The following is a 21,853-nucleotide window of genomic DNA, read 5'->3' as shown; positions in this document are numbered from 1 at the left end:
TTTATTTTAAAAAATATTTTTTTTAACGTCATATAAATCAATAATTTAGCTTAAAAAAAAGTTAAATTATATTAATAGTGTTATTACATTATTTTAAACAAATGGTAATTTTTTATTAATAAAATGCGTGTTTTATAGTGCAAATAGTATTTTAATAAAAAGATAAAATAGTATTTTTATTTAATTTTATTATTTACTTTAAAGAACCAATCATATCTTTTGGTTTTACCCAATTATCATATTCTTTTGCCGTAACATGTCCTAAACGTACAGCTTCTTCTTTTAAAGTAGTTCCATTTTTATGAGCGGTATTTGCAATTTCAGCTGCTTTATAATATCCAATTTTGGTATTTAACGCAGTAACTAACATTAACGAATTATTTACTAATTCATTAATACGCTTATAATTTGGTTCAATTCCAATTGCACAATACTTATTAAAACTAGCACAAGCATCACCAATTAAACGGGCCGATTGTAAAAAGTTTGCAGCCATAAGGGGTTTAAATACATTTAATTCATAATGACCTTGTGCGCCACTAAATGTAATAGTAACATCATTACCCATAATTTGTGCACATACCATAGTTAGAGCTTCACATTGCGTAGGGTTTACTTTTCCAGGCATAATTGAACTCCCAGGTTCATTAGCTGGAATTATTAACTCTCCAATGCCTGATCGAGGACCAGAAGCCATCATTCTAATATCATTAGCTATTTTATTTAATGAAACAGCTAATTGTTTTAATGCTCCGTGGCTTTCAACAATAGCATCGTGTGAAGCTAAAGCTTCAAACTTATTTTTAGCAGTAATAAAAGGTAAGTCTGTAAATTCAGCAATTTTTTTAGCAACTATAACGTCATAGCCTTTAGGTGTATTTAATCCAGTTCCGACCGCAGTTCCTCCTAAAGCTAATTCAGATAAATGAGGTAATGTATTTTTTAAAGCTTTTAAGCCATGATTTAATTGAGAAACATAACCAGAGAATTCTTGTCCAATTGTTAAAGGAGTAGCATCCATTAAATGCGTACGTCCAATTTTCACAACGTTTTTAAATTCTTCAGATTTTGCTTTTAATGTATCTCTTAATTTTTTAATACCAGGAATTGTTGTTTCAATAATCATTTTATAACATGCAATATGCATTCCAGTAGGGAAGGTGTCGTTACTAGATTGTGATTTATTTACATCGTCATTTGGCTGTATCGTTTTTTCTCCTTCACCTATAATATTTCCTGCAATTTCGTGTGCTCTATTTGCAATTACTTCATTTACATTCATATTACTTTGTGTGCCAGAACCTGTTTGCCAAATTACAAGAGGAAATTGATTATCTAATTTCCCATCTAAAATTTCATTACAAACATTTGAAATTAAATCTCTTTTTTCTATAGATAAAACACCTAACTCACAATTTGTATGTGCAGCTGCCTTTTTTAGATAAACAAAACCATAAATTATTTCAATAGGCATTGAAGCTGTAGGGCCAATTTTAAAATTGTTTCGTGATCGTTCCGTTTGTGCTCCCCAATACTTGGCTGCAGGTACTTTAACATTTCCCATGGTGTCTTTTTCAATTCTATATTTCATAATATTGGTTTTATCTATTAATAGTTTGAAGATATTGATTAATTTACAAAATAAAAATAGATGTTAATTTATTAATATTGAATATGTTAAAAAAATAAGATGTAGAGCTAAAATTTAATATTCTAGTATTTATATTAAAAAAAAGGGTTTAAAAAAGCTTAAAAAGACTAATATATTTAAAATGTTTACTAGAATAAAAAAGGATAAATAAACCTTTTATTTGTCAACTATTTTTTGCTTCCATTTTGTATATTTGCAAGAGTAAAAATTGAATTTCAATAAAATTATATAAGATGTCTGAATTTAAATACCAAAAGCCATTTCCTATTACAAAGGATACTACTGAGTATCGTTTATTAACTAAAGACCATATTTCTATGGTTGAGTTTGATGGACGTAAAATATTAAAAGTTGCACCAGAAGGTCTTGAGTTGCTTTCACAAGCTGCATACCATGATGTGTCTTTCTATTTACGTGCTGCTCATTTAAAAAAATTAGAGAGTATTCTTAAAGATCCAGAAGCTACAGATAATGATCGTTTTGTTGCGTATACAATGCTACTAAACCAAATGGTAACAGCAGAAGGTGAGTTACCTACCTGTCAGGATACTGGAACTGCAATTTGTGTAGCTAAAAAAGGTGAGGATGTTTACACGGGAGTTAATGATGCTGAATATATTTCAAAAGGTGTTTATAATACGTACCAAACAGATAATTTACGTTTTTCTCAAATTGTTCCTCAAACAATGTTAAAAGAAAAAAACTCGGGGAATAATCTTCCTGCGCAGATTGATATTTATGCTGAAAAAGGAAATAAATATGAATTTTTGTTTATAACTAAAGGTGGTGGTTCAGCTAATAAAACTTACCTGTATCAAATGACTAAGTCTTTGTTAACGGAAGAAAACTTAACTGCTTTTGTTAAGCAACATATTATGGATTTAGGAACTTCTGCTTGTCCTCCTTATCACTTAGCATTTGTGGTTGGTGGTACTTCTGCAGAAGCTAATTTAGCTACTGTAAAAAAGGCATCTGCAGGTTATTTAGATCACTTACCAACTGAAGGAAATGATGGCGGACAAGCTTTTCGTGATCTTGAATGGGAAGAGAAAATCACAAAAATTTGTCAAGAAAGTGGAGTGGGAGCTCAATTTGGAGGTAAGTATTTTGTACACGATGTTCGTGTAATTCGTTTACCACGTCACGCAGCATCTTGTCCGGTAGGATTAGGAGTTAGTTGTAGTGCAGACCGTAATGTAAAAGGGAAAATTACAGAAGAAGGTATTTTTCTTGAACAGTTAGAAAAAAATCCTGCGCAATTTTTACCAAAAGAAGCACCACATTTAAAGGATGCTGTTGAGTTAGATTTAGATCAACCAATGGAGAAAATTCGTGAAGAACTTTCAAAATATCCAGTAAAAACACGTTTCAGTTTAAGAGGAACATTAATTGTTGCTCGTGATATGGCACACGCAAGAATTAGCGAAATGTTAGCTAATGGAGAAGAAATGCCTCAGTACTTTAAAGATCATCCAGTTTATTACGCAGGACCTGCAAAAACACCTAAAGGAATGGCTTCAGGTAGTTTTGGACCAACAACTGCCGGGCGTATGGATCCTTATGTAGATCCTTTTCAAAAAGTAGGTGGTAGTATGGTAATGGTAGCAAAAGGGAATCGTTCGCAACAAGTAACAGACGCTTGTAAAGCTAACGGAGGTTTTTACCTGGGTTCTATTGGTGGACCTGCTGCAATTTTAGCAAAAAATAGTATTAAATCTGTAGAAGTTCTTGATTTTCCAGAATTAGGTATGGAAGCTGTTCGTAAAATTACAATAGAAGACTTTCCAGCATTTTTATTAGTAGATGATAAAGGGAATGATTTCTTTGCTGAATTTAAATAATTAGAAGAAAAAATAGTTAAAAATTAAAGGCACTTGTGAACATTGTTCATCAAGTGTCTTTTTTTTGAAATATTATATGAGAATTATCATTAAAAAATTTAAATTTTGTACACTTAATTCAAAATAAATATTATTTTTGTAACATATTATAAAAAATAAATAAAAGTACTATGGATTTATCTCAATTTTCAGGATTTTTAGTTTTCCTAACAATATTCACAATGGGATTTTGGTTATTGATTTTTTTGGTTAGCTTTATTATTCCTTATTGGTTAATTGGGGCAGCAAGAGAAGCTTGGAAATTTAGAAAAGGTGGTGAACCAGCAAAAAAAGAATAATAGACAACATATATATAATAAAAAAGGCAGCTAATTAGTTGCCTTTTTTTATAGATTGTATTTAAGTATTTTTTCTAGATGCTTTTCAGTATTTAAAAGTGTTGTTAATATTTTTATTTAATTGAAGTAGTAATTTGTTTTAGGGAATAATAATTTTAATAATTTAAAACTACTACAAAATTGTTTTAATAATTTCTGGCGGACGGCCAATTACCGCTTTTCCATTATTAATAACTATAGGTCTTTCTATTAACTTAGGGTTTTCTACCATTGCATTTATAACTTCATCATCTGACAATTCTTTACCTTTGAAGTTTTCTTTCCAAATAGCTTCGTTTTTTCTAACTAAATCAATAGGAGAGATTTTTAAAAGAGTGATTATTTCGGTTAATTCTTCTTTAGAAACTGGAGTTTCTAAATATTTGATAGTTTCAAAATTAAGTTTGCTTTCTTCTAAAATAGCTAAGCCTTGTCTACTTTTACTACAACGTGGATTGTGATATATTTTCATTTCTTAAATTTTATCAAAAATAATGATAAATAATAAGAGCAATAATTAAAAGTAATAAAAATTAGTAATTCGGTTTAATATCTTTTTTATTGAAATCAATATTTCTATCCTTTTTACTTTGGTTGAATCTATAAGTAAATGAAAGTAGTATTTTTCTATATTTATTTTTAATCAAACTTGTTGAAAAATAGTTTGTATCAAATCTGTCTCTATCCGTTTTATTTGATAAAAATAGATCATCAATTGTTAAACTAATTGAAGCTTCTTTATTAAATAAATCTTTATTTATTGCTGCACTAGCATAGGTATATGCTTTTCTTGTAGAATATGGACCTTTAGATTTTAAAAAATGTTTTGTATTTAATTGAACATTGAAAACATTCGGAATTTTTAATTGGGTTAATAAACTTGCAGATCCATTTAAATTAGCTTGATTGTAATCTAAAACAATAGTTTCATTAGCTGAGTTTACCGTTTTAAATGTTCCTGTTTGGTCGAAATTTATCAATAAAATATTTCCTGTTAAACTTAAATTAGGGTTAGGTTTATAAACAATATTTGTGCTAATACCATAGTAATCAACTTTTCCAAGACCAACAGGAGTTGTAATAATTTTATTTACTCCATCTAGTTTTTCTCCGGTTTCATAAGTAACATCTTGCCAATAATTTTTATATCTCTGAAATTTTAATGTAGGAACAATGGTAATTTTGTTTCCAAAGTAAGAGTAGGATAAACTTGAATTATCCATATAGATAGGTACTAAGTTAGGGTTTCCAATATAAGATGATGTTTCACTATATTTTTGTTCAAATGGTTGTAAGCTTTGATAATTAGGTCTTAAAATTAATTTTCCATAACTTAAATTAATGTTTGATTTTTCTGTTAGGTTATATTCAAAAGAAAAGGAAGGAAGAACATCATTAAAATGATTGTTTTGTAAAGTGCCTAAACTTAAATAGTTAACATCAGTTTCAGAAAACTCTCCCCTTAACCCAGCTCTGGCATATAATTTATTGTTTTGAAATTCATATTCAATAGATGCTGCGTGGATGTTTTCTTTATAATTAATTTCATTATTATTTTCTGTTCCCATTCGTTTAAAAGGGGTTTTTTCAAATTCACCATAATATCCCATTGTTAAGGTTGAGTATTCCCCAAGCGGGTTGGTAAATGTTAAGTCAAAAATTGAATTTGTTAATTTATTATCTTCTATAAACTCTTCATTTGTAAAATTGTTATTGGAGTTAATAATATTAGTATTAAATAAATCATTATCTGAAGAGTAAGAAGCGTATGAAGTAAGATTTTGACCTTCTTTTTTAAAATTATGTTCAAAATCAACAACAAATTCAAGTATTTCATTTTCAAAATCTCCTGAATTGTTTCGGTTATTTTCCGATATAGGTATATTATTAACGTTAAATATATTTGAATTTGTTAGCGTAGAGCTTTTGTGATTGGCATTTTGATAGTTAAAACTTGTTGTTAAAGTGCTACTCTTTGATAAATTAAATTCACTACCAATAGTAGTATAAAAGGTATTGTTTTTACTGTTAAATTCACTATTTTCTTTTAAATAGGATGAGTTAATTCCGTTTTCAAAGTATTGTGTGTTAGAAACAGAAGTTTCAATGGGATTGCTATGAGCGTAGGAAGTATTTGTAAAAAAATTAATACCTTTTGTTTTATAATTAAAGTTAATTAAACCTCCATAGTAATCATTATAACCACCAGTAAGGGTTGTAGAGGCATTTAGGCCTTCATCTTTACCTTTTTTTAATTCAATATTAATTATGCTTAATGCAGATGCGTTATATTTTGAACCAGGATTTGTAATTACATCTATTTTTTTTACAGAGCCAGCAGGTAAAGTATTTAAAACACTCATATTGGAAAGTGCAGATGTTTTTCCGTTAATCATTACCTGTACATTTCCTTGTCCTTGAACTGTTATAGCTCCATTTGAATCAACCGATACTGAAGGAATGTTATTTAATATTTGCGAAACAGAACTACCATTAGATGATAAATCTTTTTCTACATTATATACTATTATATTAGATTTAAACTCAATTGCTCTTTTTTTGGCAACAATTTCTATCTCATCAAAAAAATTATCATCAATTTCTAATTGTATAGTACCAATGTTTAAATTTCCAGAAACATCAGATATATTAAGTTGTTTAGTTTTGTATCCAATAAAACTTATGTAAGCATTATAAATATCTCTTTTAATACTTAAGTTAAAGTTACCTTTAGAATTAGATAATGCTCCATATTTTATTAAACTAGAATCATTATTTTTAAAAACTATTGAAGCATCTGATATCGGATTTTTTGTTTCTGAATCAATTATTTTACCTTTTATAGTGAAATAATCATCATTAGAATTTTGGCTAAAATTTAATAGCGGGGTTAGTATTATTAAAAACAAAAATATACTTCTCATTTACTAACATTTAAATTTTCATAGTCTTAAAGTATTAATTACAACTTTTTCAATTGTAAAAATACTAAATATAACTAATAAATAACATTTTATTGATAATAAATGACTATTTGTATTACTATTACGACAATCCGTAAATTGTAAAATTAAATTGATATTTTTAATTTTTTTAACTCAGATGATAAATTTACACTTTTAGAATAATGGATAGCATTTAATTTTAATGATTGTGCAGCTTTTATATTTTCTAAATTATCATCAATAAAAACAGCGTTTTCAGAAGTAATATTATATCTATTTAATATTATATTATAAATTTGAGGGAATGGTTTTCTACATTTTTCTTGTCCGGAAACTACAACACCATCAAATTCTTTAAAAAAAGGAAATAACTCCAATGCTTTGGTCCATTTTTCTGCACTCCAATTTGTTAGTGCATATACTTTATAATTATTGGAAGCTTTAAATTGTTTAAACAACTCAACATTTTCTTTAATTGGGCCAGCAAACATATATTCCCAGTCCTTATAAAAAAGCTTAATTAAATCGGCATATTCGGGATATTCTGCAATTTTTATATTTTCGCCTTCTTCAATAGTTCTTCCAGCATCTTGCTCAATATTCCATTCGGGAGTACAAACGTTGGTTAAAAACCAATTCATTTTATCCGTATCACCTTTAAATACATTTTTATAAAGATTTTCAGGGTTCCAGTCTACTAAAACTCCACCTAAATCAAAAATTATTGTATCAATTTTTTTCATAATTATAATTCGTTTGAAGTATCTTTTTGTCCTTGTTGCATTAAATATGCTTTAATAAATCCATCAATTTCACCGTTCATAACCGCATCTACGTTCCCTGTTTCAAATGCCGTTCTTACATCTTTCACTAATTTATATGGATGCATAACATAATTTCTTATTTGAGAGCCAAAATCAATTTTCATTTTTCCAGCTTCAATATCACTTCTAGCTTCTTGTTGTTTTCTAAGTTCAATTTCGTACAATTGAGATTTTAACATTTGCATAGCTCTATCTCTGTTTTCGTGCTGTGAGCGAGTTTCTGAACAAGATATTTGAATACCACTTGGTTTGTGATTTAATTGAACTTTTGTTTCAACTTTATTAACATTTTGCCCTCCAGCACCACTTGATCTAGAAGTTATTATTTCAATATCTGCTGGATTTATGGTTATTTCAATACTATCATCAACTAAAGGATACACATAAACGGATGCAAAACTTGTATGTCTTTTAGCGTTGCTATCAAAAGGAGAGATTCTTACCAAACGATGTACACCGTTTTCTCCTTTTAAATATCCGAAAGCATATTCTCCTTCAATTTCAAGTGTAACAGTTTTAATACCCGTTACATCACCAGCTTGGTAATTTAATTCTCTAATTTTAAAATTCTGCTTTTCGGCCCACATTAAGTACATACGCATTAGCATTATTGCCCAATCACAACTTTCTGTACCACCAGCGCCAGCTGTAATTTGTATAACAGCACTAAGATTATCACCTTCTTCAGAAAGCATATTTTTAAATTCTAAACTTTCTAATATTTCAATAGCTTTATTGTAAGAGATCTCAACTTCTTCTTCTGTAGATTCTCCTTCAGAATAAAAATCTAGGAGTACAGAAGTATCTTCATAATAAGAACAGATAGAATTAAAATCTTCAACCCACTTTTTCTTGGATCTTAGTAATTTCATTATAACTTCAGCTTCCCTTGGATTATTCCAAAAATCTGGATTTACAGTTTTTTCTTCTTCGTTAGAAATTTCAATTATTTTTTTATCAATATCAAGATACACTTTCAAGTTATTAATGCGCTCTTGCAATTTATTTAATTGGTCGTTTGATATCATTTGGTGGATTAAGAATTACAAAAATAAACTTTCATTTTTAAACCTTAAAATAAAATAAGTAACTACATTTATATTTAAGAATAAAAAGAGTTATTAAAGGTGATGTTTTTTTAATTTATAATGTAATATAAATTGTAAAACATCTAAAATCAATTATATAGAATGCGAATAGATTTAATAAGTGACACGGTTACAAAACCTTCAAAAGAAATGTTAAAGGCAATGATGAGTGCCGAAGTAGGAGATGATGTTTTTAAAAGTGACCCTACAGTTACTAAATTACAACAAAAAATTTCAGAAATGTTTGGTATGGAAGATGCATTGTTTTTTCCTTCTGGTACAATGGCCAATCAAACAGCAATAAAGATTTTAACACAACCAGGAGATAAAATGTATTGCGATAAATGGGCACATGTTTATAATTATGAAGGAGGAGGAGCAGCTTTTAATTCTGGAGTTACATCTCATTTAATTGATGGAGAAAGAGGAACATTTACAGCAAAACAGTTAGAAGAAGCAGTAACAAGTGGTAGATCTGATATTCACGTTCCATTTTCAAAACTTGTAGCAATAGAGAATACAACTAATAAAGGAGGTGGAACTTGTTGGGATTTTGAAGAACTTTTAAAAATTAGAAAAATTTGTTCAAAAAATGATTTGGCTTTTCATTTAGATGGTGCAAGATTATTTAATGCCTTGATTGCTAAAAATGAAACTCCTGAACAATATGGAAAATTGTTTGATACCATTTCTATTTGTTTGTCTAAAGGTTTAGGAGCTCCAATTGGCTCTGTTTTATTGGGTTCAAAAGAGCATATAGAGAAAGCTTTAAGAGTTAGAAAATTATTTGGAGGTGCTATGAGACAAGCTGGTTATTTGGCTGCTGCTGGGATTTATGCTTTAGATAATAATATAGAAAGACTTGCTAAAGACCATTCTCGTGCTCAAATTATAGGAAACGCACTTAATAAATGTTCATTGGTTAAAAAAGTGGAACCAATTGAAACTAATATAGTTATTTTTAATGTAGTTGATACTATAAATGAAGAAGATTTTATTAGTCGGTTAAGGGATGCACATATTGATTTAATATCAATGGGACAGGGAAAATTGAGAATTGTAACTCATTTAGATTTTACCGAAGAAATGCTAGAACGTGTAGTATTTACATTAAAGAACATTTAAAAAAGACGTTGTAGTGTAAAGTTTTTTATTGTTGATCGACTATAATTATAAATTATTTAAAATGAAAAGAGTTTTAATCCTATTTATAATTATAATATCTGCAAATAGTTTTGCAAAATCTAATATTGATAAAAAAAATACTATGTCTGAAAATAAAATAGAAACTGCAATTTTTGCAAATGGATGTTTTTGGTGTACAGAAGCTATATTTCAACTGTTAGAAGGAGTTGAAAGTGTTTCTTCAGGTTACACAGGAGGGAAGTTAAAGAACCCAACTTATAAAGAGATATGTACTGGTAAAACAGGACATGCAGAAGCAATTAAAATAACATATGATTCTAATATTATAAGTTATCAAGAATTGTTGGAAGTTTTTTTTAGTACTCATGACCCGACAACATTAAATAAACAAGGCTATGATGTTGGTTCACAATATAGATCAGCAATTTTTTATAATAGTATTGAAGAAAAGAATATTGCGGAAAATTTTATAGATGAACTGACTAAAGCAAATGTTTTTAATAAACCAATTGTTACAGAAGTATCCAAATTAGATATTTTTTATTCGGCAGAAGATTATCACCAAAACTATTATAACAATAATAAAACTCAAGGTTATTGTACTGCTGTTATTAACCCTAAATTGGAAAAATTTATAAAGAATTTTAAGTCCAAATTAAAAAAATAATATTTAGTAGTTAGAATATAAAAGTAACTAATTTTAAACCTACAATTATTCCTAATTGTGGGTTTAATTGTATTTAAAAGAAATCTAAGTGTTTTTTTTAGATGGTTATTTTATTATAAAACTTAATTGAATTTAGGAATATGATTTGTTTAGAACTCTTAATAAGGGATATTTAAAATGAGTATATTAATATTTTTAAAGAAAGATTTGATACAGTAAATATTAATCAATTATAAAAAGTATTCTCTTTAGGTTTAAAATAAGACCTTATTAAGTGTTAAATTCACATTAAATTAAAACTTTACATGAATAGTCTTAATCTGTTTTAATTTAATATGATAGATTATATATTTAGGTAATTTTTTTTTAAAGTTGGATATATTATTTAAATGAAAATAATCTTGGCATTTAAATTGCTATATTTTAAGAAAGTATAAGATTTATGAAAAAAAAATACAAATTATTATTAGCTGGTTTACTCTTTGATGGGATAGGAATGTTATCATTTGTAATACCTGCAATAGGAGAGTTTTCTGATGTTATTTGGGCACCTGCATCAGCTTTTATACTTTTTAAAATGTATAAAGGAACCGAAGGGAAAATAGGAGGGTTAGTTTCTTTTGTAGAAGAAGCTGGATTTTTTGGAACAGATTTTTTACCTACGTTTACTTTAACATGGGTTTACAAATATTTAATAAAACGTGATAAGAAGAACTAGTATAGGTTATTTTAAAGATTTTTAAATCCCATTCTTTTTAACATTTTTACAGTAAAAAAATTCCAAAAGAATTTAAACTGTCCAAAACAAAAACCAACTAGAGGTAATGTTATTTGATAAATAATAAAAATCAAAAAGATTCTAACAGGCCAAAATAGCCAAGGGTTTGTAGTTTCATAATCCAAACCTATAAATTCAGTTAAAGGTTTTGCTATCCAAGCTGCAAAAGAACCATTAACCGAAAAAGCTAAAATGATTAGTATAATTTGAAAATTAGAGGATATTCCCCAACGTTGTTTTAATTTTTCCATTTACCTTAATTTCGATGCAAAAGTACATTTATATTTCAGAAATAAAATTTTTCATGAAAAAAGGCTTAACAATTTGCTAAGCCTTTTGACATTATATTTGAATTATTGAATTTATTTTCCGAATAAACCACCTAAAAGGCTTCCAATACCACCACTTTTTTTATTACCTCCAAGTAACATTCCTGCAACATCATCAATCATACTTCCATCACCATCAGCATCTAGTAATTTAGATACTAAACTTTGTTGTTCATTAGAAGCTCCACCTAACATACCACCTAACAAGTCACCAATACCATTTTGATCAGCTACTCCTTTTTGTCGTGATTCTTTTCCTATAGCTCCCATAACTAAAGGTCCAGCAACTTTTAATATATTCATAGCACTTGCTAAATCTATACCACTAGATTTACTAACTGCCTGCGCAACGTTTTGTTCGCGACCTCCAAAAACATGGCCTAAAATTCCAGCACCATCTTTTAATACATCATCATCAACACCACCACCACCTAAAATACTTCCTAGGTTGTCTAATATTCCACCACTATGTTTATCATTTCCTAAAGCGCTAAGTAAACCTGCAGCACCTTCAGGTGAAGAAGCGTTGTTTTTCATAGCTCCAAGAATTAAAGGGAGTGCAGCGCCTAAGGCGTTAGCTGTTTTTCCTTCATCTTGTCCAAATTGTTTACTTGCTCCACTAATTAATGTTTTTCCAAGGTCACTGTTTAATAAATCTAATATTCCTGCCATTTTTATGTTTTTATTAATTTATACTCTAATATAATTAAAATTCTATAAACTATGACACTTAAAAAATTATTAGGTCACATAAAATAAAAAAATAAGCTTACCGTTTTGTGCATATTGGTATAAGATTTGTTATCTAATACTCCATATTTAAAATATATTTATTATGAAAAAAGGACTGTTATTTATTTTGTTTGTGTTTTGTATAGTGAATCTTGTTTCTGCTCAAGATATTTCAGAAAATTCAATTGGTATAAGATTTGGAGATAATGATGGATTTGGAGGAGAAATATCATATCAGAAAAAATTAATTGAAAATAACAGGTTTGAAATCGATTTGGGATATAGAAATCATAAAAATTATGATGCATTTAAATTATCAGGTATTTATCAATGGGTTTGGAATATTGATAATGGTTTAAATTGGTATGCTGGGTTTGGAGCAGGAGTAGGCTCTTGGAGTTACAATAATGAAGTTATTAATCATGATGATGATGGATTGTTTTTAAATGCTGATGGTAATATAGGAATTGAATACGATTTTAGAGTACCACTTTTAATCTCTCTAGATTTTAGACCTGAAATAGGAATTTTAGGTGATTATGGAAATGATACAGATTTAGATATAGCATTATCTCTTAGGTATCAATTCTAATAAACTAATTATATAATAAAAAAAAGCACTTTAAGTGCTTTTTTTTATGGCTTAAATTGAACAATGTTATCTTGTTTTTTTATCTTTCCGCGAATATTAAAATTAATGGATGAAGAAATTAGCGTTGCACTGGCAAATTATTATTGGAATGATATTGGGAATTCTGGTTGGAGTATTAATGACACAGTTTGATAACGGTAAGGAAATTGTACAAGATTGGATAAAACCATTTGGAAAGATATTTATAAATTCATTAAAATTAATTGCTGTCCCATTAATTCTGGCATCCTTAATTAAAGGAGTATCAGATTTAAAAGATATTTCAAAACTTTCAAAAATGGGAAGTAGAACCATTGGTTTATATTTAGTAACAACCGTTGTAGCTGTTTCAATAGGTTTGTTATTGGTAAATATTATTAAACCGGGAAATTCTATTTCTGAAGAAACTAGACAAGAGTTAGTAAATAATTATAGTGGAGATGCCGCAAAATATTCTAATGAAGCTTTAAAACAAAAAGAAACAGGTCCTTTGCAAGCATTGGTTGATATTGTTCCAGATAATATTTTTGGAGCAGCTTCAGAAAATAAAAACATGTTGCAAATAATCTTTTTTGCTATCTTTTTTGGAATTGGTTTAATTTTAATTCCTGAAAAAGATTCTAAACCAGTAAAAAAATTCTTTGATGGGTTTAATGAAGTTATCCTTAAAATGATTGATTTAATAATGTTAGCAGCACCTTATGGTGTGTTTGCATTATTGGCAGCGTTAGTTGTAGAGTCTCCAAGTTTAGATTTGTTTAAAGCATTAATTTGGTATGCTTTTACAGTGGTTTTAGGATTACTATTAATGATTGGTTTTTATAATCTCTTAGTTTGGGTAGTAACTAAAAAAAATCCTTCAACATTTTTTAAAGGTATTTCACCTGCTCAATTATTAGCATTTTCTACAAGTAGTAGTGCTGCAACTTTACCAGTTACTATGGAAAGAGTAACGGAACATTTAGGAGTAGATGAAGAAGTTAGTAGTTTTGTGTTACCAATTGGTGCCACAATTAATATGGATGGTACAAGTTTGTACCAAGCCGTTGCAGCTGTTTTTATAGCCCAGGCATTTGGTATGGATTTAAGTTTAGGAGTTCAATTAGGTATAATTGTAACTGCAACTTTAGCAAGTATTGGTTCAGCAGCTGTTCCAGGGGCGGGAATGGTAATGTTAGTGATTGTTTTAGGACAAGCAGGAATTCCAGAAGCAGGATTGGCCTTAATTTTTGCAATTGACAGACCTTTAGATATGTGCAGAACCACCGTAAATGTAACAGGAGATGCATCAGTATCTATGATAGTGGCAAAAACTTTAAATAAATTACATAAACCTAAAGTTAAGGAATGGGATGACAATTATCACAAGAAATAAATATATTCTTTGTAATTGATTTTTTTAAATTAAATCTAAAAATCTTTTTTTATAATTATCAGTTGGAATAACACAACTTTCTTTTTTACCATACCATTTATATCTGTTCTTGGCAATAAAGTTATAAACAGAATCCCTTATAAAAGGAGGAACAATAATTAAAAAGTAAAGTATTTTAATAGGGCCATCTAATCTTTTTATAATTCTTAAAGCAGCAGTAGATTTATAAAATATTTTATTATTTTCAACAAGAATAATAGTATCAAAATTTATTTTATTTGAATTATGATGTAACAAAATTTCCTTTGCAACGTCAGATTGTAAAGAAGCAAATAAGAAATACGCCTTTTCATCATTTTTAATTATAAAATTAACCGATGAATTGCAAAGGTTGCAAACGCCATCAAAGAGAATAATTGATTTATTTTTTATATTGTTCATATTGTAAAGTTAATAATAATAAAAGAACTGTTTTAACAAAAATTTAGTAACAATATTCATAGGCAATTAATAAATTCGTTTTAAATAACAACTAAATGATAAAGATTGAAAAACTTCATAAATCTTACCCAATAGGAAAAGATTCTCTTCACGTTTTAAAAGGATTAGATTTACATATAAAAGAGGGCGAGTTTGTTGCAATTATGGGGTCTTCAGGTTCTGGGAAATCTACCTTATTAAACATTGTTGGTTTATTAGACGAACATGATTCAGGAAATTATTATTTAAACGGACAATTAATTGAAAAGTTAGATGAAAAGAAAGCAGCAATTCTACGAAATAAATTTTTAGGTTTTGTTTTTCAATCATTTAATTTAATTAATTATAAAACAGCAGTAGAAAATGTTGCGCTTCCATTATACTATCAGGGTATAGGAAGAAAGGAACGACATGATATTGCAATGCAATATTTAAGAAAAGTAGGATTAGAGGATTGGGCCAATCATTTACCTAGTGAAATGTCTGGAGGGCAAAAACAACGTGTTGCCATTGCACGTGCTTTAGTAACAAAACCAAAAGTAGTATTAGCAGATGAACCAACAGGAGCATTAGATTCAACAACATCTGAAGCTGTTATGGAAATGCTAAAAGAAATTAATAGAGAAGGAATGACCGTTTTTGTAATTACTCACGAAGAAGATATTGCAGAACAAACAGACAGAATTGTACGTTTAAAAGATGGTGTAATAATAAGTGATGAGTTAACAAATAATAAAGCAACAGTGTAAGTTATGTTTGATTTAGATAGGTGGCAAGAAATTTTCCAAACGTTATCAAAAAATAAACTTAGAACGGCTTTATCAGGATTTACTATTGCCTTTGCAATCTTGTTGTTTACCCTTTTATTTGGAGTAGGAAATGGATTAAAACATACTTTTGAAAAACAATTTGCTGGTGATGCTACAAATTCTGTTTACGTTAGGTCGGGGAGAACTACAAAACCATATAAAGGGTTACAAAGTGGCCGAAAAATTCAGTATAGAAATGATGATATGAAATTTATAAATGAAAAATTTGAAGATAAAATTCAATTTTTCAGCCCTAATATTCAACGTAATATGCAGGTAATTTATAAAAGTGAGCAAAACAGATATAACGTAAGAGGTGTATATCCAGATTATCAACCATTAGAGTCTACAGTGATTCAAGATGGTCGGTTTTTAACTTATTTGGATGTTGAAAGAAAATCTAAAGTAGTTGCGATAGGAAGATTGGTTGAAAAAGATTTATTTGGAAATAAATACGCTTTAGGTAAAAATATAAATATTGAAGGAATTTCATACAAAGTTGTTGGTGTTTTTAGTGATCCAGGAGGAGATAATGATGAACGCTTTATTTACGCTCCTTTTACAACTTTTCAAGGGATGTATAAACCAAATGATGAATTAGATTATATGGGGTTTACTTTTAATCCTGAATTATCGGTTGATCAAGCAATTTCATTTACAAATACATTAACAAAATTATTAAAGGAAAAACATAGTGTTGAACCTAGAGATCAAGGTGCAATTCGTATTCAAAATTATGCGGAAGGCACTAAAAACGTTGAACAGTTTATGGGGGTTTTAAATATTATTATTTTATTTATAGGTATTGGAACTTTAATAGCTGGGATAATTGGTATCAGCAATATAATGGTATTTATTGTAAAAGAACGTACCAAAGAAATTGGAATAAGAAAAGCTTTAGGAGCTACTCCAAAATCAATAGTTGGAATGATAATGCTCGAATCTATTTTTGTTACTGCTATATCGGGATATGTAGGATTACTTTTAGGAGTATTTGCATTAAAGTCTTTAGGTGACAGTTTAGAGGATTATTTTATTTTAAACCCAAGTGTTGAGACTTACGTTGTGGTTGGAGCCACAATAGTTTTAATTATAGCGGGAACAGTTGCTGGTTATATTCCAGCAAAAAGAGCGTCGAGTATCAAACCAATTGTAGCATTAAATGATGAATAATTATGAAAAATTTCTTATTAGATAAAGATACTTGGCAAGAAATATACAGTAGTATTCGGAAAAATAAAGTTCGGACAGGGATTACCATTATTGGTGTAATGTGGGGTATATTTTTATTAGTTGTATTGTTAGGTGCAGCAAGAGGTATGGAAAATAATTTTAATAAATTATTTGGAAATTTCGCAACTAACAGTGTGTTTATATGGGCTCAGAGCACAGCAGAACCATTTAAAGGTTTTCAAGAAGGAAGACAATTAAGCCTTAAAATGTCTGACATGGAAAACATTAAAAATGAAATAAAAGGGTTAGAATTTGTAGTGCCAAGATTACAAAGACAAGCATTGGCAGTGAACAAATTTAAAACCGGAACTTTTGGAGTTTTTGGAGATTATCCAGAATTAGATAAAGTTCAAAAGAAAGATTTAGTTTATGGGCGTTTTATAAATCATGAAGATATCTTAAAGAAAAGAAAAGTTTGTGTATTTGAAGAGGAAATTTATAAACAATTATTTGATAAAGGTGATAATCCATTAGGAACATACATTAAGGTAAACAATATTAATTATAAGGTTATAGGTATGTACAAATCAGGGCAAGTTGGCTCTGGAGGTCCACAAGGTAATATTCATATTCCGTTCACTACATTTCAACAAGTTTACAATATTGGAGATAAAATAGGATGGATGATGATTACCGGTAAACCTGAATTTGATATTACTCAAATTGAAGCAGATGTTAAGTTATTGCTTAAAAACTTACATAAAGTTAATCCTAATGATGAAAGAGCTTTTGGTAGTTTTAATTTAGGAGAAAGAATAGCACAAGTAACAGGCTTTTTAACAGGGATGCAATTTTTAACTTGGTTTGTTGGTATTGCAACATTAATTGCAGGTGTTTTTGCTATTGGAAACATACTTTTAATAACTGTAAAAGAACGAACTAAGGAAATAGGTATAAGACGTGCTTTAGGAGCAAAACCGTGGGAAATTAAACGTCAAATTATTCTTGAATCGGTTTTCTTAACTAGTATTGCAGGAGCATTAGGAATAATTTTTGGAGGAATAGTATTAATGTTAATCGATCTAACATTAGGGCAGGGACCAGATGCTGTATTAGCTAACCCAACTGTTGATATTCCTGTTATCTTAATTGCAGTGGCAACATTAATTATACTAGGTACTTTAATTGGCCTTATTCCTGCTCAAACAGCAGTAAGTATTAGACCTATTGAAGCATTAAGAGAAGAGTAATTTAAACGAAAAAGAGTTGAATCTTGTTTTAATAGTTCAACATATATAATAAACAGAAAATCAATAACTAATGAAAAAAACAATAATTTTTGGATCAATTGCAGCGGCGCTAATAGCTGTTTTAATTTGGTTTGGAGTAAAGAATAGCAAATCTCCAATTCAATTTGAAACAGAAAAACCATTTAAAACAAATATTGTTAGAAAAACTGTAGCAACAGGAAAAGTTGTACCTCTAGAGGAGGCTGAAATTAAGCCTAAAGTTTCTGGTATAATAGAAAAAATATATGTTGAAGAAGGTGCCATTGTTGAAGTTGGAGATTTAATAGCAACAATTAGAGTTGTACCAAATGTGCAGAGTTTAAATAGTGCACAAGGAAATGTGAAAACTGCTCAATTACGATATGATAATGCCAAAACTAATTATGATAGAATTAAAGGGTTGTATGAAAAAGGTGTAAAATCAAGATCAGATTTTGAGGATTCAGAATTGAGTTTTAATAGCGCAAATCAAGATTTAAGAAACGCACAAAATAATTTACAAATTATTAAGAAAGGATCAGCAGCTGGAATGGGGAAAACGGCTAATACTTATGTGAAGGCAGAAATTTCAGGAACAATTTTAGAAATTCCAGTTCGTAAAGGAAATCAGGTAATTGAAAGTAATACCTTTAATGCAGGAACTACTATTGCAACAATTGCAGATATGACAAAAATGATTTTTGAAGGAAAAGTAGATGAAGCAGAAGTTGGTAAAATAAAGAATGGAACTGTTTTGGAAGTTTCTTTAGGGGCAATTGAAAAGAAAAAATACCCAGCAAAACTTAATTTTATAGCACCTAAGGGTACTGAAGAAAATGGAGCTGTACAGTTTAAGATTAAAGGAGATGTTACCTTAGATGATGAATTTTTTGTAAGAGCAGGTTATAGTGCTAATGCTGATATAGTTCTAGAATCAAAGGATAGCGTTTTATCTATAAAAGAGGCATTATTGCAGTTTGATAAGAAAACAGATAGTGCATTTGTTGAAATTAGAACGGGAGATCAAGATTTTAAAAAGCAAAATGTTGAATTAGGAATTTCTGATGGAATTAATGTTGAAATATTATCGGGTGTTTCTTTAGATGATGATATAAAAATTTGGAATAAAGCTTCAAAAAAAGATAAAGACAAAGAGGATAAAGAATAAGGTTTATCTGTTAAAAATAATCAAATAAAAGAAGTGTTTTAATTTTAATTAAAACGCTTTTTTTTTATCTTTATAGAAGAAGTATTTATTTTATGAAGTTTTATATAATTTTTATGACTTTTATCAGATGAAAATTAAATAAAAATTTCGAAATTTATTATATAATTTAAAAGCCAAATAATATATGGAGAGTCAGTTGTTATTTTTAAGTGATTTAAGCTTCAATCTTGAAGTGTGGAAAAGAGAGTTGAAATTTCAAGAAGGTGAAATGGATTATTTTGAAGAAAAATTAGAACTTGTTGCGATTCGAAATCTTGGAAAAGATGTTATGGTGCAAGTAGAAGGTTTTCAAAATAAAATAATTAGGGAACGTGAGGTAATCCTTCATTTAAGGCACAGAATTAGAATGAAGAAAAGAGAAGTTGAACAGGCTAAATACGAAAACAATTCAGAAGCTAAATTTCTAGAAAAACAAGTGTTGTTGAAGGATGAAATGAAAACTTTTGTTAAAATGCACTATGCATTAAAAGAAGCCATGATGGATTTCTTCTTGAAATATTTATAATAAAAACAGGCTGTTTAAAAAGTGAAAAAATGTGTTATTTTGAATTATAGTAAAAATCTCACCTATTAGTAAGAACAGATTGATTAAGTTTTTTTAAAAGCTTTAAAATGATGAAATAAAAGCATTTCAAATGAGTGAAGGAGAATGTTGTAATTTAATAATAGAACCCAGAGATTCTTCATTTTCTTTCAGTCATTCAGAATGATAAATTTTAAATGTTTGTATTAAGTATATTTTTTAAACAGCCTATTTTTATTTGAATTGAGATGAAATTACTTCAGCTTTTCTATTTTCTGAGTAATCATAAAATCCTTCACCAGATTTAACTCCAAGCTTTCCTGCTTGAACCATATTTACAAGTAAAGGGCAAGGAGCATATTTTGGGTTTTTAAATCCATCATACAATACGTTTAAAATTGATAAACATACATCTAATCCTATAAAATCAGCTAATTGTAAAGGTCCCATAGGATGTGCCATACCAAGTTTCATTACGGTATCAATTTCATAAACTCCCGCAACTCCATTATACAATGTTTCTATGGCTTCATTTAGCATAGGCATTAAAATCCTATTAGCTACAAAACCAGGATAATCATTTACTTCAACAGGTGTTTTACTAAGTTTTTTAGAAAGTTCCATTATTAATTTAGTTACTTCACTAGAAGTATTGTAACCATTTATAATTTCAACAAGTTTCATTATAGGAACTGGATTCATAAAATGCATTCCAATAACCTTTTCAGGTCGGTTTGTTGCTGCTGCAATTTTTGTTATAGAAATTGAAGAAGTATTTGTAGCTAAAACGGTGTTTTTAGGAGCTTCCTCATCTAATTGTTTAAAAATTTTAAGTTTTAACTCTTCATTTTCAGTTGCTGCTTCAATTACTAAATCTGTATTTTTTACACCTTCCAAAATTGAAGTAAAAGTTGTAATATTATCAAGTGTTTGTTTTTTAACTTCTAAAGTTATTTTTTCTTTAGAAATTAATCTATCTAAGTTTTTTGTAATTGTAGCGATTCCTTTTTCATTAGCTTCTTTTGAAATATCAATAAGATTTACTTTAAAATTATGTTGAGCGAAAATGTGTGCTATTCCGTTACCCATTGTGCCAGCACCTATAACTGCTATATTTTTCATCTGTCTACATTTTTATATTAATAATAGACACAAAGAGTTGAGAATTAGTCATTTTCTAATGTGTCTAAATTGAAAATACTCGTTCATTTAAATAGTTGCTTTCCCTTTTAAAAAGGTTATGGCTTGCCCACTCATTTCAACTCGATTATTAAGATATTTACATTTTAAGAATCCAGTTCTTTTAGAAAGTTGAGACGCTTCCAATTTATTCTTTTTTAATTTTTGAGCCCAAAAGGGAATTAGAAGGGTATGAGCAGAACCTGTAACAGGATCCTCATTAATTCCAATTTTAGGGGCAAAAAATCTTGAAACAAAATCTACTTTATTTCCTTTTGCTGTAACAATAATCCCTAAAGAGTCTAATTCACATAATTTTGAAAAATTAGGAGCTAAATTTTTAATTGTTTCTTCATCTTCTAATTCTACTAAAAGTTTCCATTTTCCTTGGTAGGTGTTTATGATTAGTACATTTAAAGCTTTTAATAGAGTTTTTGGTGTTTCAATTTTTTTAATTTCTTCAGAAGGAAAGTTAAGAGTATACCAACTATCCTTTTTAGAAACAGTTAAAACCCCACTATTTGATATAAATTCTATTAACTCTTCTTTATAATTTAATTCTGAAAAAATTATATGAGCAGCAGCTAAAGTTGCATGACCACATAAATCTATTTCACAAGTTGGTGTGAACCATTTTATTTCAAATTGATGCTTTTTTTGAACAAAGAAAACAGTTTCTGATAAATTATTTTCTTCAGCAATTGCTTGCATTATTTCAGTAGAAATCCATTTTTCTAACGGACAAACAGCCGCTGGATTTCCTTTAAAAATTTTACTTGTGAAAGCATCAACCTGAAAAATATTCATAA

General features: G+C 28.7%; 22 protein-coding genes. 12 read left to right on the top strand and 10 right to left on the bottom strand.

The window, feature by feature from the left end; all coding sequences use genetic code 11:
* Positions 1 to 193: 193 nt before the first annotated feature.
* Positions 194 to 1,591, bottom strand: coding sequence for a class II fumarate hydratase (fumC, locus tag DAD81_RS08790; protein ID WP_111707877.1), 1,398 nt, complete (start codon positions 1,589 to 1,591; stop codon positions 194 to 196).
* A 293-nt stretch (positions 1,592 to 1,884) separates the two neighbouring features.
* Here fumC and DAD81_RS08785 point away from each other — a divergent pair, with 293 nt between their 5' ends.
* Together DAD81_RS08785 and DAD81_RS20820 are read left to right on the top strand one after the other, a co-directional pair.
* Complete coding sequence (locus DAD81_RS08785) at positions 1,885 to 3,492, top strand: fumarate hydratase (protein ID WP_111707876.1); 1,608 nt, start codon at positions 1,885 to 1,887, stop codon at positions 3,490 to 3,492.
* 170 nt (positions 3,493 to 3,662) lie between these two features.
* On the top strand, positions 3,663 to 3,830 hold the full coding sequence (locus DAD81_RS20820; RefSeq protein ID WP_179950041.1) for a hypothetical protein: 168 nt from the start codon (positions 3,663 to 3,665) through the stop codon (positions 3,828 to 3,830).
* A 172-nt stretch (positions 3,831 to 4,002) separates the two neighbouring features.
* Here the strand turns inward: DAD81_RS20820 and arsC are convergent, their stop codons facing one another.
* From arsC to prfB, 4 genes are all read right to left on the bottom strand, one after another.
* Entirely contained in the window at positions 4,003 to 4,341 is a 339-nt protein-coding gene (gene arsC, locus DAD81_RS08780; RefSeq protein WP_111707875.1) for an arsenate reductase (glutaredoxin), read from the bottom strand.
* A gap of 61 nt (positions 4,342 to 4,402) precedes the next feature.
* Positions 4,403 to 6,793, bottom strand: coding sequence for a TonB-dependent receptor domain-containing protein (locus DAD81_RS08775; RefSeq protein ID WP_111707874.1), 2,391 nt, complete (start codon positions 6,791 to 6,793; stop codon positions 4,403 to 4,405).
* A 146-nt stretch (positions 6,794 to 6,939) separates the two neighbouring features.
* On the bottom strand, positions 6,940 to 7,557 hold the full coding sequence (locus tag DAD81_RS08770) for an HAD family hydrolase (RefSeq protein WP_111707873.1): 618 nt from the start codon (positions 7,555 to 7,557) through the stop codon (positions 6,940 to 6,942).
* A 2-nt stretch (positions 7,558 to 7,559) separates the two neighbouring features.
* Positions 7,560 to 8,666: a peptide chain release factor 2 gene (gene prfB / locus DAD81_RS08765; RefSeq protein WP_111707872.1), complete on the bottom strand. Its 1,107-nt coding sequence runs from the start codon at positions 8,664 to 8,666 to the stop codon at positions 7,560 to 7,562.
* A 162-nt stretch (positions 8,667 to 8,828) separates the two neighbouring features.
* On the opposite strand from prfB, the gene DAD81_RS08760 reads away from it, so the two are divergent.
* From DAD81_RS08760 to DAD81_RS08750, 3 genes are all read left to right on the top strand, one after another.
* The gene (locus DAD81_RS08760; RefSeq protein WP_111707871.1) at positions 8,829 to 9,851 is read left to right on the top strand and encodes a threonine aldolase family protein; all 1,023 of its coding nucleotides are present in this window, start codon (positions 8,829 to 8,831) and stop codon (positions 9,849 to 9,851) included.
* Positions 9,852 to 9,912: 61 nt separating this feature from the next.
* Positions 9,913 to 10,539 carry a peptide-methionine (S)-S-oxide reductase MsrA gene (msrA, locus tag DAD81_RS08755; RefSeq protein WP_111707870.1) on the top strand — a complete coding sequence of 209 codons (627 nt, stop codon included), beginning with the start codon at positions 9,913 to 9,915 and terminating at the stop codon, positions 10,537 to 10,539.
* A gap of 442 nt (positions 10,540 to 10,981) precedes the next feature.
* On the top strand, positions 10,982 to 11,257 hold the full coding sequence (locus tag DAD81_RS08750) for a hypothetical protein (protein ID WP_111707869.1): 276 nt from the start codon (positions 10,982 to 10,984) through the stop codon (positions 11,255 to 11,257).
* Between the two features lie 11 nt (positions 11,258 to 11,268).
* Here the strand turns inward: DAD81_RS08750 and DAD81_RS08745 are convergent, their stop codons facing one another.
* Together DAD81_RS08745 and DAD81_RS08740 are read right to left on the bottom strand one after the other, a co-directional pair.
* On the bottom strand, positions 11,269 to 11,568 hold the full coding sequence (locus DAD81_RS08745) for a DUF6787 family protein (protein WP_111707868.1): 300 nt from the start codon (positions 11,566 to 11,568) through the stop codon (positions 11,269 to 11,271).
* Between the two features lie 111 nt (positions 11,569 to 11,679).
* Positions 11,680 to 12,318, bottom strand: coding sequence for a DUF937 domain-containing protein (locus tag DAD81_RS08740; protein WP_111707867.1), 639 nt, complete (start codon positions 12,316 to 12,318; stop codon positions 11,680 to 11,682).
* Between the two features lie 163 nt (positions 12,319 to 12,481).
* On the opposite strand from DAD81_RS08740, the gene DAD81_RS08735 reads away from it, so the two are divergent.
* Positions 12,482 to 12,970, top strand: coding sequence for a hypothetical protein (locus DAD81_RS08735; RefSeq protein ID WP_111707866.1), 489 nt, complete (start codon positions 12,482 to 12,484; stop codon positions 12,968 to 12,970).
* A gap of 109 nt (positions 12,971 to 13,079) precedes the next feature.
* Complete coding sequence (locus DAD81_RS08730; RefSeq protein ID WP_111707865.1) at positions 13,080 to 14,384, top strand: dicarboxylate/amino acid:cation symporter; 1,305 nt, start codon at positions 13,080 to 13,082, stop codon at positions 14,382 to 14,384.
* Between the two features lie 24 nt (positions 14,385 to 14,408).
* Here DAD81_RS08730 and DAD81_RS08725 read toward each other — a convergent pair whose 3' ends face one another.
* Entirely contained in the window at positions 14,409 to 14,825 is a 417-nt protein-coding gene (locus DAD81_RS08725) for a thiol-disulfide oxidoreductase DCC family protein (protein ID WP_111707864.1), read from the bottom strand.
* A 95-nt stretch (positions 14,826 to 14,920) separates the two neighbouring features.
* On the opposite strand from DAD81_RS08725, the gene DAD81_RS08720 reads away from it, so the two are divergent.
* The 5 genes from DAD81_RS08720 (at position 14,921) to DAD81_RS08700 (ending at position 19,847) form a co-directional block, all read left to right on the top strand.
* Positions 14,921 to 15,613 carry an ABC transporter ATP-binding protein gene (locus DAD81_RS08720; RefSeq protein ID WP_111707863.1) on the top strand — a complete coding sequence of 231 codons (693 nt, stop codon included), beginning with the start codon at positions 14,921 to 14,923 and terminating at the stop codon, positions 15,611 to 15,613.
* A gap of 3 nt (positions 15,614 to 15,616) precedes the next feature.
* Entirely contained in the window at positions 15,617 to 16,846 is a 1,230-nt protein-coding gene (locus tag DAD81_RS08715; protein WP_111707862.1) for an ABC transporter permease, read from the top strand.
* 2 nt (positions 16,847 to 16,848) lie between these two features.
* Positions 16,849 to 18,096: an ABC transporter permease gene (locus DAD81_RS08710; protein ID WP_111707861.1), complete on the top strand. Its 1,248-nt coding sequence runs from the start codon at positions 16,849 to 16,851 to the stop codon at positions 18,094 to 18,096.
* Between the two features lie 70 nt (positions 18,097 to 18,166).
* Positions 18,167 to 19,282, top strand: a complete 1,116-nt coding sequence (locus DAD81_RS08705) for an efflux RND transporter periplasmic adaptor subunit (RefSeq protein WP_111707860.1) — start codon at positions 18,167 to 18,169, stop codon at positions 19,280 to 19,282.
* A gap of 184 nt (positions 19,283 to 19,466) precedes the next feature.
* Entirely contained in the window at positions 19,467 to 19,847 is a 381-nt protein-coding gene (locus DAD81_RS08700) for a hypothetical protein (protein ID WP_111707859.1), read from the top strand.
* Positions 19,848 to 20,099: 252 nt separating this feature from the next.
* On the opposite strand, the gene DAD81_RS08695 is transcribed toward DAD81_RS08700, so the two are convergent.
* Positions 20,100 to 20,987 carry a 3-hydroxyacyl-CoA dehydrogenase family protein gene (locus tag DAD81_RS08695; protein WP_111707858.1) on the bottom strand — a complete coding sequence of 296 codons (888 nt, stop codon included), beginning with the start codon at positions 20,985 to 20,987 and terminating at the stop codon, positions 20,100 to 20,102.
* An 87-nt stretch (positions 20,988 to 21,074) separates the two neighbouring features.
* Positions 21,075 to 21,851 (bottom strand): PhzF family phenazine biosynthesis protein, encoded by a 777-nt coding sequence (locus DAD81_RS08690; RefSeq protein ID WP_111707857.1) that lies wholly within the window; start codon positions 21,849 to 21,851, stop codon positions 21,075 to 21,077.
* Positions 21,852 to 21,853: the final 2 nt, after the last annotated feature.

Origin of the sequence: Lutibacter citreus (genome assembly GCF_003260195.1) — a bacterium.
Classification (GTDB): Bacteria; Bacteroidota; Bacteroidia; order Flavobacteriales; family Flavobacteriaceae; genus Lutibacter; species Lutibacter citreus.
Note: the sequence above shows the minus strand (reverse complement) of the source record. Positions and strands in the feature narration are given on the sequence as shown.